We start from the raw sequence: 13,084 nt of genomic DNA on the forward strand, positions 1-13,084 counted from the left end.
TGTTGTAGTATAATTAAATTAACCTCAGAAGAGGAACCCTGAAAAATTAAACCGACACACACTATAAGGGATGACGGACGTTCAATAATTGATGACGAGCCCTCTTTGAAGGGATGTCAGATGTTTGAGACAGTCAACCCACCTTCACATACTGAAGGTCATTAATTGATTAGGGTCTTCTGAGGATATTTTGTAAATAAAAGCGATTTCGCTTATTAGCATGGGACAAAATCTCATGCTTTTTTCTTATGTGTTTAATTTGAGATTATCTATTCACTAAAGTAGTATGAGAATGTATAATATATGATAGATAAGGTGAGTGATATTATGAAAGATTCTAATTTAAAGAAATGCCCAAATTGTAATTCATTTGTTGGCGTTGAAGATAGATTTTGTAGAGTTTGTGGTCATGATTTTTCAAAAGATGATGATTTTTCTTCTGAAGGAAAAACATTTGAGGATTTTTTGTTAGAGGCTTCTAAATTTAGAAACGAAACTCAAAATCACGATCTTGGTTCTATAAAAAAAGAAGAGGATAGTTCAACAGATAATGAAAATAATTATTCTAAGATAGATAATGGCTCTAATCAAGATACAACCGATAGATTAAATGTTGTGGATATTGAATCAGAATCATTGAAAAAAGAAAGAGAAAAAGCATTCCACGAAACAAATAGCGGTGATGATTACTACGATTATTATGATGAAGATGATGAAAAATCATCGATATTTAAGAAAATTATATTTTCAATTATTGGTGTGGCTTTATTAATTGGTATTGTATTTGGTATTAAATACATAAAACCTATGTTCCAAGAAAATCTAGCTGAAAAGACCATTACAGCAGAATCTGTAAAAGGTAAATTTATTCAAGCAGTACAAGCGAAATCCTCAGAACAAATGATAAGTATTGTAAAATCATCAAATCAATCTGTGCCGTTTAGAAACAAAGATGCTGAAGAATTTATTAATGAAATAAATTCTAACCCTGAGTATCAAACAACTATTTTGAAATGGTTAGAAGATGATGAAGCAAATCTAAAATCAGATAAATCTTATAAAAGTACTAACCCATTAAAAATGGTCAAGGATAATGACGGATATAAAATCTTGATTGATCCTATAAAGTTAACAATAGAAAATCCAGAAAACGCAAAGTTGAGTTTAGAAAATGCTTCACAATACGCATTTCCAGGAAAGAAAATTTTATTAATAGAATCTAATGATTTAACATTGAGACAAAATTATGATTTATCTTTCTTCTCAAAAAATAATGCAATTAATTGGGATATTGTAGACATAAATAAAACATTACCTGATTTTGATGTATCAAGTGGAGAGAAAAATTATGAAATCAGAAAAACAATAGATGATGATTGCCTTGTATTTGTAAATGACAAAAACACTGGACTTACTACAGATAAATTTAATGAAAAAGGCAGAAAGAATTTAACAGAGGACCAAGATTTTGTTAGAATGGTTGCCAAAGGCAAAAATGGTTTATTAAAATCGCCAAAACAAACTGTAGGTTGGGAAACTTGGGTTAGATTGTATTTGAAAGATTAAAACTTTATAAATAATTCACTAATAATGTTTGAGATATGAAATTAGAGGGTATACAATAATCATAAGAAAATTTATTTAAGGAGATGTTATTATGAGTTTAATGGATTATTTAGAACATAAAAGAAGAGAAAAGGAAAGACAAATCAAATGGGAAATTGCTAAACGTAAATATGAAGACGAAGCTAAAATTACTTTAGGTACAGTTATTGGTGCTTCATTAGGTTTAGCAGCAGGATTATTATTAGCACCTAAATCAGGTGAAGAAACTAGAAAAGACATCAAAAAATTTGCAGAAGAAACTAAGAAAACAGCAGTAAATAACTTTAACGATGCAGTAGATACTGTAAAATTAACTGCTGACAATGTAACAGACAGTGTTAAAGACAAATATCAAGATTTCCAAGATAGAGGAATGACTGAATTAAATAGAGTTTCTGATCAATTCGATGAAGTTAAAACTGATTTGGGAGTTCTTGGTGAAGATCTTAAAGATGTAGTAAAAAAAGACGGAAAAGTAATCAAAGAAGACGTTAAAGACACTAAAGACCAAGTAAAAGATTCTGCAGAAAAAGTTGGAGATTCAGCTAAAAAAGTAGCAGAAGAAGCAAAAGACGGTGCAGAAAAAACTGCTGAAGAAGGAAAAAAACAAGCAAAGAAAACTGCTGACACTGCAAAAGAAGAAGCAAAAGAAGTTAAAAAAGAAATCAAAAAGTAGGTAAGAAATGATAGATGCTTTATATATATTTAAAATAATATTATATATTTGTTTATCTGGATTCTTAATTGCTTTAATCGTATTTTTGTTCAAACTTACTGACTTAATAAAGAGCATAAAAGCTGTTTTAGCAGATAACAAAAAGGATATCGATAGATCAATTGGTGAAGTACCACAAATATTAGACAATGTAACTGGTATAACTAACAAAGCCGATCGACTAATAGGTGATGTGTCTCCAGATGTAAGAAATATTACAAACAATGTAAGTAACACTTTATCACACGTTGAGTCAGTTTCAAGCAACGTATCAAATACTGTGGATTATGTTGCTGAATCTGTAACTGATACTGCAACTAATATTAAGTACGGATTCTTAAATTCTACAGATTATGTTGGTTCTGCAAGAGATATTATTAATTTCGTAAAAAGTTTAGCTAAAAGATAATTAAATAAGATTTTATAAGCCAATCGGAAAATTTCTGATTGGCTTATCGTAAATCTTTAAAAACTTTTATAATTCATGAAAACAATTGTAGAAATTGTTAAAATCCTATTGAAAAACAGTTAATTTTTTGGTATGCTATTAAGGAAAGATGGGATAGAATGAAAAGAATAAAAATTATCTCAAATCCTTCATCAGGAAGTCAAACACACGCAAGAGATTTAACAAAGCTTATTAATTATTTAATTGAGGATAATTTTGTAGTTCAGCTTTTTAAAACAAAAGGCAAGAATGATGCATATAATGAGGCGTTAAACACATCTTCTGATGAATGGGATTTGATAGTTGTTTCAGGCGGAGATGGAACGGTTAATGAAGTTGTTCATGGAATTTGCGATAGCGAAAGCGATATTCCTATTACGATTTACTCCACAGGTACAGTAAACGATTTCGCAACTTACTTAAACTTGCCCTCAACACCTTACAAATTATATAGAATGATTAAAACTGGGAAAATAATTAAAAGTGATGTTGGAAAAGTCAGCAATGAAGACTCACACAGGTATTTTATCAATGTTTTTGCAGTTGGGAATATTGCTTCTGTTAGTTATGTTACCGATAAAGCTCAAAAAGCGATTTTTGGTAGACTGGCGTATATTGTTGAAGGGTTGAAAGAACTTCCTAACACATTAAATCAACCTATGGAATTGAAGATTAAAACAAATGATGACTATCTAGAAGTAAAATCTCCTATTATGATTATTTCGAATTCAAATACTGTAGGTGGTTTTGAAAATATTTGCCCACAAGCAAAAATTGACGATCAAAAACTAGATGTTTTAATTATTAAGCATTCCCGTCTTAAAGAAGTTGCTCAGATTATAATAGATGCTTTTAGTTCAAAGCATATTTACTCTGAAGATGTATTATATTTTCAAACTGATACTTTAACCATTGAATCCAATCAAACAGTTCCAGGAGATGTGGATGGAGAATATGGTGGGAATTTACCAGTGAAAGTTGAGATTAATAATAAACCAATAAATATTTTAGTAAGGAGCGATTAAATGTCATCACCAACAATTAAAGACGTAGCAAAACTTGCTGGAGTTTCGATTTCTACAGTATCTAGAGTTATGAATGATTCCAAGCCTGTTAGTCCAGAAGCGCGTAGAAAAGTTTTAGATGCAATTGAAAAACTTGATTTCAAACCAAACGAATTGGCAAGATCTTTAGTAATGAAAAGATCAAATTTAATAGGCGTAGTAGTGAAAGATATCGGCATTCCATATATGGCACAAATTGTAAGAGGTGCTGAAGAAATTGGAAGAATGTACAAATACGATATACTATTGTCTTCTACATACGGCGATTTGGAACAAGAAAAGAAGATTATAGACTTCATGTTTACAAAACAAGTAGAAGGAATAATTTTGATTTCAGAAGACATTGAACCAGAGGTTATATTCAAGTTGAAAGATCAAACTGTTCCTTATATTCAATTGGATAAATTCTGGAATATAAAAGACGTGCATACGGTACAAATCGACTACAAAGAAGCCATGATAAATATGATTAATCATATTTATGATTTAGGTCACAAGAAAATTTTATTCGTAAAAGAAAATCAAGATACTGAAATAGGTCAAGAAAAACTTAAGGGATACAGACAAGCTTGTGATGATTTGAAATTAGAAAAAATTGAAATTTCATCAGAAGGAGTTTCAGTTAAAGATGGTTACGAAGCAGGAGATAAGATTTTCGAAATGAAAGATTCGAAAGACATAACTTGCGTAAGTTTTAGTGAAGATGCACAAGCAATAGGATTTATAAATTATTGCTATGATAATAACAAGAAAGTTCCAGAAGATATTTCCGTATCTGGATTTGGCGATATACCAATGACAAGTATTTACAGACCTACTCTTACTACAGTTCAAGAACCTTATTATGACATAGGTGCTGTATCTATGAGAACTTTAGTAAAGGTTTTGAAAGAAAATAAAATTATCAACGAAAAGGCAATATTAGGTTCTCAAATAATGAAGAGAGAATCTGTAAAAGATATCAATTAAAATATTTTCCTGTTTAAAAAATCAATTAATAGGATATAAATAAAGTAGTCATAGGAGGATTATTATTATGGTAGAACAAAATGTTATAGTAAAAAACGAAACTGGTTTGCATGCTCGTCCAGCTGCATCTTTGGTACAGTTTGTTAAAAATTTTGATGGTAAAGTTGAACTTATTAAAGATGGTAAAACAGCTAACGCAAAATCTATTTTCAACGTTATGGCTTTAGGTATTTCTCAAGATACTGAAGTCACTGTTAGATTAGATGGTGAAAACGAAGAAGAAAACCTAAAAAAACTAGTTGAATTTATAGAAAATTTAGAAGACTAATTAAAGCAAGAATTCATAGCCGTCACTTTTGTGGCGGCTTTAGTTTATCAGGAGGTATTATGAGTTTAATTAAAAAAGGTATTATTGCAAGTGAAAATATTGCTATTGGCAAAATTAAACTTATGAAAAAACAAGAAGTTAAGATAAGTAGCCAAAAAATTTCTGATGACGAAATTAAACTTCATGTTGATAAATTTAATAAAGCTTTGAATGATTACAAAACAATATTATCAGAAACAAAAGTTGACAATGATACACAAAAACAAGTAATAGAAGCCCATTTGAGTATGTTGGACGATCCTTTTCTATCAGAAAGTGTGATTTCAAAAATTAATGAAAATATTGCAAGCGACAAAGCTTTAAATGATACAATTGATGAAATGGTTATAATGATGCAGTCGCTAGACAATGAGTACATGAGAGAAAGAGCGTCAGACTATAAAGATATCGGTCAACAATTACTGTACAAAATTAAAGGAATTGAAAATCAGAAACTAGACTCATTAGAACCTAATACTATTTTGGTTTCAAAAGAGCTGACTCCTTATGAAACATCAATAATTGATAAAGATAATGTTGTGGGATTTTTAATGGACTTGGGAGGAAAAACTGCACACACTTCAATTATTGCGCAAACCTTAGGTATTGCTTGTCTTGTTGGCATGAAAGATATAACAGAAAATGTTAAGGATTCTCAAACGGTTATTATAGATTCGTATAAGGGAATCTGTATAATTGATCCTGATGAAGAAACTCTTTTAGAATACAAAAATAAAAAGTCTGAATTGGATGGTGAAAAATCAAGGCTTGAAAAAAACAGGTATAACAAAGCAATTACTAAAGATGGAAGAGACATCGATGTAATGACAAATATCGGAAATATTGAAGATTTAGAAAAAGGCTTAGAATCTGGTGCTGAAGGCGTTGGTTTATTTAGAACAGAATTTTTGTATATGTATAATGACAATTTCCCGACAGAAGATGAACAATTTGAATCTTATAAAAAAGTAGTGGAAATTTTAGACGGGAAATCTGTAATTATCAGAACCTTAGATATTGGTGGAGACAAAGAACTTCCTTATTACAAGTTTCCTAAAGAAGACAATCCATTTCTTGGTTGGAGAGCTTTGAGATTTTGTTTTGATATGAAGGATGTTTTTGATGCTCAAATCAAAGCAATATTGAGAGCTTCTGCATTTGGAAAAATAAGGATTATGCTTCCTATGGTTATTTCAGTAGAAGAAATAGAAAAAGCACTTGAAATAATTGAAAATAATAAAGATGAATTGAGAGATAAAAATATTGATTTCGATGAAAATATAGAAGTTGGTATAATGATTGAAACGCCAGCAAGTGTTATTGTCGCCGAAGATTTAATAGAATACGTTGATTTCTTTAGTATTGGAACTAATGACTTGACGCAATATATCTTAGCAAGTGATAGAGGAAATGATAAAATTTCAAGTCTTTATAACACATACAATCCAGCAGTTCTTAGAGCTATCAAAAAGGTTATTGATGTTAGCCACAAACACGGAAAATGGACTGGAATGTGTGGAGGATTTGCTGGTGATACTAAAGCAACGAAACTTCTTTTGGGTATGGGATTGGATGAATTTTCTGCGCCAGCAGCTTCAATTCCAAAAATAAAGGATGTTATCGCTAACAATTCATTTGAAGAAGCAAAAATTTACGCAGATGAAATTTTACAAATGAAAAAAACTACAGATATTGAAAGAAAAATATCTGAATAAAGATTTTGTTTTAAAAATCTGATTATTAATGATAAAATTGTATTGGTGATTATATGGAAATCAAAGAGTTACAATTTTTTAAAGATAAAAATATTTACGATTGTGAGTTACAAGATGATAAGTACATTGTAAATACAGATTCTGGTAAATATATCGTTGAAATATATGAAGGGGATTTGGAGTCTTTTTTGAAATACAACCAACAAAATAATTATTTGTTGTATGAGTTAAATGACAAATTTGCAAAGATTGAAGATAGTGGATTTGAAAATGGTTATACTTTTGTGATTAAAAAATTCATTCAAAATCTTACAGATCAAATCTCTATTGAAAAGCAAATACAACTTGGAAGTGAAATAGGCAAAATTCTCAGAAAACTTCACGAAAATAGCCAAATTAACGATGATACTACTTGGTCGAAGATTTTTAATTATAAAATCAATAATCTTATATACAACTACTCAATGACAAACTTCAGAGGAGATAAGGATTATATTGTTTTTGACTACATTGAAAATAATAGATATTTAATTGAATCGAGAAAGTTGAGTAATATTTATCTGTTTGATAATTTAGAATCTATCTACGCAGACGAAAATAATTTGAATTTTGTATCAAAAAATGTAAGTTATATGGCGGACTCTTTCTTTGAATTTAGAAAAATAAATGAAGCTGATGAGAAAAATAGAATTTTCTATTATTCCTTATTAAAATCTTATTTTAACGGAAAAATTCCTAGATTATTTTATAGAATTCTTGCCATATACACTATTTTGGACATTCTGGAACCAAAATTAAATGGAGAAAATGATGTTGATTTGACAGGAGAGTTTGATAGAATATTAAGCATTTACAATGATTTTGATTGTATAATTCCTGTGTGGATTAAGGAAACTGAAGGAAGGATAAGGGAGCTTAATGATGAAGGTAAATTGTAAGTTTTGGTTTGAAGATGACAATGGCAAGAAGTTTTTCGGTAAAGGAAATTATCTTCTGCTAAAAGAAATTGACAAGACAAAATCTCTTAACAAGGCTTCAAAAAATCTCAAAATGAGTTACAGCAAAGCTTTTAATATTATAAAAAATAGCGAAAAAATTTATGGAGAGAAGTTTGTGGATACCGAAATTGGAGGAGCCAATGGCGGAGGGTCGACATTAACAGAAGCTGGTGAAAGATTAATCAGAGAATATGAAAAAGGTATGTCAAATTTTACCAGAACTAGCAACAATTTAACAGAAAAAATTACAAAAAATTCCTAAAAAGCTTGTATTTTTTATAAAATCAGTGTAATATATATTTATCGAAGTGTCTTAATAATTAAAATCTCAATGTTTAGCATTGGGATTTTATATTTGGATACTATTTTTAATTTATAAAAGGAGTTAAAATGAAGAAAGTAGTTTTAGCATTAGGTGGAAACGCTCTCGGAAATTCACCTGAAGAACAAATCAAAGCTGTTAGAAAAACAGCTATATCTATAGTTGATTTAGTTGAAGATGGTAACGAAGTTATCGTTTGCCATGGAAATGGTCCACAAGTTGGTATGATTAATTTGGCTATGGAAACTGCTCATAATTCTAATCCACAAATTTCTAACATGCCATTTGCAGAATGTGTTGCTATGAGCCAAGGATACATAGGATATCATTTACAAAAGGCTATCAAAAACGAATTATCAAAAAGAAACATGAAAAACGCAGTGTCTACTATAATTACACAAGTTAAAGTGGATAAGAATGATGAAGCTTTTGCTAATCCAACAAAACCTGTGGGATTATTTTATTCAAAAGAAGAATCTGAAAAACTTGCTGCAGAAAGTGGATATACTTTTAAAAAAGATGCAAACAGAGGATACAGAAGAGTTGTTCCATCTCCAAAACCAATTGATATTATTGAAAAAGAAGAAATCAATACTTTGATTAAAGAAGATTTCATCGTTATTGCTGGAGGTGGAGGAGGAATTCCTGTCGTAGAAAATGATGGACAATTAGAAGGTATAGGAGCTGTTATAGATAAGGATTTCACTTCAGAGAAATTAGCGGAAATTTCTGATGCAGATTTGTTAATCATTTTAACTGCAGTAGAAAAAGTATGTATTAATTACGGGACAGAAAATGAAGAAGGCTTGGATGAGTTAAACTTATCAAGAGCACAAAAGTTAATAGAAGAAAAACAATTCGCAGAAGGATCTATGCTACCTAAGGTTAAGGCTTGCTTGAGTTTTATCCAATCAGGTGAACGTAAAACTGCTTTGATAACTTCTTTGAAAAAAGCAAAAGAAGGAATCAATGGTTTAACAGGAACTAGATTTGTAAAATAATAATAGTACTTCCAAAACAAGAAATTGATTTGTTGTTTCTGGAAGTATTTTTTTAATGCTCTTTAAATTATTTTGAATTTAATATAGAATATAGTTTGATGAAATTAAAAGGAGAGTGTATATGGAAAGTAATTCGAATTCATTATTTGATTATTATGGTAAGCCTTCCATGCTTAAATCATTTCCGATAGCTATGCAACACTTGTTGGCAATGATTGTGGGTAATGCGTTGCCATCAATAGTCTTGGCGAGTGCTTTGAAATCAAGTGAACATGCAATTACAGATGCACAAGCAATTTATTTAATTCAAGCAGGAATGTTTATTGCTGCAATAGCGACATTATTACAATTGTATCCAGTTTTAAAATTTGGTGCAAAATTACCAGTCATTATGGGCGTTAGTTTTGCTTACATTCCAGTTTTATTATCAATTGGAAAACAATATGGAATAGGTGCTGTGTATGCGTCACAGTTGATTGGTGGTATTGTAGCGATATTCACTGGAATGTTTATTGGAAAAATTAGGAAGTTTTTTCCACCGATTGTGTCAGGAACAGTTGTATTAACTATTGGGCTTAGTTTGTATTCAGTTGCTGTAAATTATATGTCAGGTGGAAATGGACCTATGCAAGGAGAAATCAGAAACTGGGTTGTAGCGATTATAACTTTATGTGTTGTTTTGTTTTGTAATATGTTTATGAAAGGTTACATAAAATTAGCGGCAATTTTGGTAGGAATTATTGTAGGATACATAATATCATTATTTTTAGGCATGGTTCAATTTGACAATGTTGTTAGTGCTTCTTGGTTTATGCTTCCACAAATTTATCCATTCAAATTCCAGTTCCATTTGGATGCTATCTTGACTATGTCAATTATGTACATCGTAAACTCTGTTCAAGCAGTTGGAGATTTAACTAGTACAACTGTTGGAGGAATGGATCGTGAGCCTACTGATGTAGAATTATCTGGAGGTATTAAAGCCAATGGTCTTGTAAGTGTTATTGGTGCATTCATAGGAGCACTTCCAACGGCAACCTATTCACAAAACGTTGGAATTGTCTCTATGACAAAAGTAATTGCTAGAAAAGTTTTGTTGATTACTGCTAGTATGGTATTTGTCTGCGGATTGATTCCAAAATTTGGAGCATTGATGCTTTCAGTTCCACAAGCTGTAATCGGTGGCGCGACAATATCAGTATTTGCACAAATAGCTATGAGTGGTATGAAACTTATAACTTCAAGCGAAATGAGCGTAAGAAATACAACTATAGTTGGATTGGGAGTTGCACTTGGTATGGGAATCACACAAGTTGGCCCAAACGCTGTAAGATATTTTCCACAATGGTTCAGAATGGTGTTCACAGCATCACCTGTAGTCGTTGCAACGTTGATAGTATTTTTCTTGAATATTATTATTCCAGAAAAAACATTAGAACAAGAAGAAAAAGAAAGAAAAGAAATAGAATAAAAAATCCCTCGTGAGAGGGATTTTAATATTTCATATATTTTTTATCGATATATCTTTTTAGTACGAATGAAAGATGAGAATACAACGTAAATCCTTTATAGTATAATAGCGCTTTTTCATTTCCACAATATAAAATTTGCATAGGATCAGTGTCTGGAACATAAGATTCTAATTCTTCATCGTTCAATGTGTGTGCTATATTTTTCATTAAAATAGGCGATTGTCTTATAGCATACACACCAGCTTTTGGTAGGTTAGGGTATTTATTGATACTAACACAATCCCCAACGGCAAATATTTTGTCAGAAATTCTCATATATTCATCGGAAATCAAGAAGTTTTTATCAGTAGTATTTAGATTTCCAAAATCAACATTCACACCGCTAGAACCAATGCACATTATCAATTTATCAAAATCTATATCAATTTCTTCAATAGAGGATACATTTTTGTTTTCGTAAACTTTTATACCTTTTTTCTTTAGCAACTTTCTGGCTTTTTTATTAGCTTTGTCACTGAATCCTTCCATATTTACGCTGCCTCTTGTTACTATGGATATATTCTTATTAGGATAAATAGTTTTGAGAACAAAAGCTAATTCCAATCCACTTGCACCGGCACCTAATATAAGTATATTTTTATCAGTGTCTTTGATTTTTTCTTTTAAATCAATAATTGTATTGATAGGTTTGGAATTTATTATATTTTCTCCAGTTCCAATAGTTTTTTGAGTAGCTCCTAAATTAATGCTTAAGTAATCGTAGTCTACTGTGTGATTTTTTGCTATGACTTTTTTATTTTCATCGTCGATTTTTATGATTTTATCGAAAATCAAATCTGCTCCGTATTTTTCACAAACTTTTCTTACATCAAAGCATATCTCATCATGAGAGTATACTCCTTCCAAAAAACCGGTATACATACCAGAATAATACTGGTGTTCGTTGTCTGTTATAACAGTTATTTTAATATCTGGATATTTTTCTTTTATATTTTTGATTACAAAAATATGTCCGTGACCACAGCCGCACAAAACTAAATTCTTCATTTTGTCTCCTTCAGTACATTTTTTATTTATAATTATATATATCATACCAGAAAAGTAAAGCAATGTTAAATTCATTTTTCGTTTGACAATATTGTTAATAATTGCTAAGATTATATTGTATAGAAGGTATCTATATTTACACGATAACAACGTTTACGTTATCAAATGAAAATCGATAAATTTTTATTAAGTTTTTTAATTGTAAGCAAATGTTATCACAAAAATTTAAGGAGGACATTATGTCAAAAGTTTACAAAAAAATAATTGCTTTATTTCTTTGTTTAAGCATGGTTTTTGCAACTGCATGTGGTGGTGCAGGCAAAGATTCATCTGATAATGGAAAATCATCAGATACTAATGAAAAGAAAGAACAAGTAAAAGTAACTATGGTTACTGACCAAGGTGGAATTAACGATAAATCTTTCAACCAATCTGCTTATGAAGGATTTGAAAATGCGAAAAAAGAAGGATGGTTGGATTACAGATATATCGAATCACACAAAGAAAATGATTATGCACCAAATATGGAAACAGCATTGGATGATGAAAGTGATGTAATATTTACAATTGGATATGCATTATTTAAAGCAACAGATGCTGCAGCAAAAGAAAACACTGACCAAAAATACGCAATAATCGACAATGCAAACGTAGAAAAAAGACCAAACATGATTGGGGTTTTATTTGCAGATAACGAAAACTCATTCTTAGTTGGATACATTGCTGGTATGACTACTAAAACAAATAAAGTTGGTTTTGTTGGTGGTATGAAGAGCGATGTAATCGACAGATTTGAATATGGATTCAAAGCTGGAGTAAAGGAAGCTGAAAGACAAAAGAAACAACCAATTGAATTCCAATCACAATATGCTGATAGTTATGCTGCACCAGATAAAGGTAAATCAATTGCTAACTTAATGTACCAAAAAGGTGTAGATGTTATATTCCACGCTGCAGGTGGTACAGGTTATGGTGTTATTCAATCAGCTATTGATAATAACAAATATGTAATCGGTGTTGATAGAGATCAATCTGAAGATGCTCCTAAAAACATGTTAGTTTCTACAGTTAAAGGTGTAAATGTTGCTGTACAAAAAATCTCAAAAGATATTAAAGACGGTAAGTTTGAAGGTGGAAGTACAGTAACTTACTCATTAAAAGATGGAGATGCTGTAGATATTGCTTATGCTAAAAATGATTTAGTAGCACAAGATGTTAAAGACAAAGTAGAAAGCTTAAAGAATGACATCAAAGAAGGAAAAATCAAAGTTCCACAAAACGAAAAAGAATTTACAGAATTCGGATTTGATAAATAAGGTTGAGAACAGGGATTGAAAAATCCCTGTTTTTATAACTGTTTT

Annotated in this window: 13 protein-coding genes; 12 read left to right on the plus strand and 1 reads right to left on the minus strand. The window is 30.4% G+C overall.

The window, feature by feature from the left end:
- Positions 1–327 precede the first annotated feature (327 nt).
- The 11 genes from ACU68U_RS01400 (at position 328) to ACU68U_RS01450 (ending at position 10,675) form a co-directional block, all read left to right on the plus strand.
- On the plus strand, positions 328–1,566 hold the full coding sequence (locus tag ACU68U_RS01400; protein WP_094207299.1) for a zinc ribbon domain-containing protein: 1,239 nt from the start codon (positions 328–330) through the stop codon (positions 1,564–1,566).
- A 91-nt stretch (positions 1,567–1,657) separates the two neighbouring features.
- Positions 1,658–2,281 carry a YtxH domain-containing protein gene (locus ACU68U_RS01405; RefSeq protein WP_094207298.1) on the plus strand — a complete coding sequence of 208 codons (624 nt, stop codon included), beginning with the start codon at positions 1,658–1,660 and terminating at the stop codon, positions 2,279–2,281.
- 7 nt (positions 2,282–2,288) lie between these two features.
- A complete protein-coding gene (locus tag ACU68U_RS01410) occupies positions 2,289–2,729 on the plus strand; it encodes a hypothetical protein (protein WP_446762573.1) in 441 nt (146 codons plus the stop codon).
- A gap of 158 nt (positions 2,730–2,887) precedes the next feature.
- Entirely contained in the window at positions 2,888–3,793 is a 906-nt protein-coding gene (locus ACU68U_RS01415; RefSeq protein WP_094207297.1) for a diacylglycerol/lipid kinase family protein, read from the plus strand.
- Entirely contained in the window at positions 3,794–4,801 is a 1,008-nt protein-coding gene (locus tag ACU68U_RS01420) for a LacI family DNA-binding transcriptional regulator (protein ID WP_094207296.1), read from the plus strand.
- 67 nt (positions 4,802–4,868) lie between these two features.
- Entirely contained in the window at positions 4,869–5,129 is a 261-nt protein-coding gene (locus tag ACU68U_RS01425) for an HPr family phosphocarrier protein (protein WP_002836732.1), read from the plus strand.
- Between the two features lie 59 nt (positions 5,130–5,188).
- Positions 5,189–6,883: a phosphoenolpyruvate--protein phosphotransferase gene (gene ptsP, locus ACU68U_RS01430; protein WP_094207295.1), complete on the plus strand. Its 1,695-nt coding sequence runs from the start codon at positions 5,189–5,191 to the stop codon at positions 6,881–6,883.
- Positions 6,884–6,936: 53 nt separating this feature from the next.
- Entirely contained in the window at positions 6,937–7,821 is an 885-nt protein-coding gene (locus tag ACU68U_RS01435) for a hypothetical protein (protein WP_446762574.1), read from the plus strand.
- Complete coding sequence (locus ACU68U_RS01440) at positions 7,802–8,143, plus strand: winged helix-turn-helix domain-containing protein (protein ID WP_446762575.1); 342 nt, start codon at positions 7,802–7,804, stop codon at positions 8,141–8,143. Before ACU68U_RS01435 ends, ACU68U_RS01440 begins: the two co-directional genes overlap by 20 nt.
- A 128-nt stretch (positions 8,144–8,271) precedes the next feature.
- Complete coding sequence (gene arcC, locus ACU68U_RS01445; RefSeq protein WP_446762576.1) at positions 8,272–9,204, plus strand: carbamate kinase; 933 nt, start codon at positions 8,272–8,274, stop codon at positions 9,202–9,204.
- Between the two features lie 121 nt (positions 9,205–9,325).
- The gene (locus ACU68U_RS01450; protein WP_446762577.1) at positions 9,326–10,675 is read left to right on the plus strand and encodes a uracil-xanthine permease family protein; all 1,350 of its coding nucleotides are present in this window, start codon (positions 9,326–9,328) and stop codon (positions 10,673–10,675) included.
- A gap of 22 nt (positions 10,676–10,697) precedes the next feature.
- Here the strand turns inward: ACU68U_RS01450 and ACU68U_RS01455 are convergent, their stop codons facing one another.
- Positions 10,698–11,723: an NAD(P)/FAD-dependent oxidoreductase gene (locus tag ACU68U_RS01455; protein WP_446762578.1), complete on the minus strand. Its 1,026-nt coding sequence runs from the start codon at positions 11,721–11,723 to the stop codon at positions 10,698–10,700.
- Positions 11,724–11,962: 239 nt separating this feature from the next.
- Between ACU68U_RS01455 and ACU68U_RS01460 the strand changes: the two genes are divergently transcribed.
- Entirely contained in the window at positions 11,963–13,039 is a 1,077-nt protein-coding gene (locus ACU68U_RS01460) for a BMP family lipoprotein (RefSeq protein ID WP_154254589.1), read from the plus strand.
- Positions 13,040–13,084 lie beyond the last annotated feature (45 nt).

Source organism: Finegoldia sp. P3-F-LR, assembly GCF_052932165.1.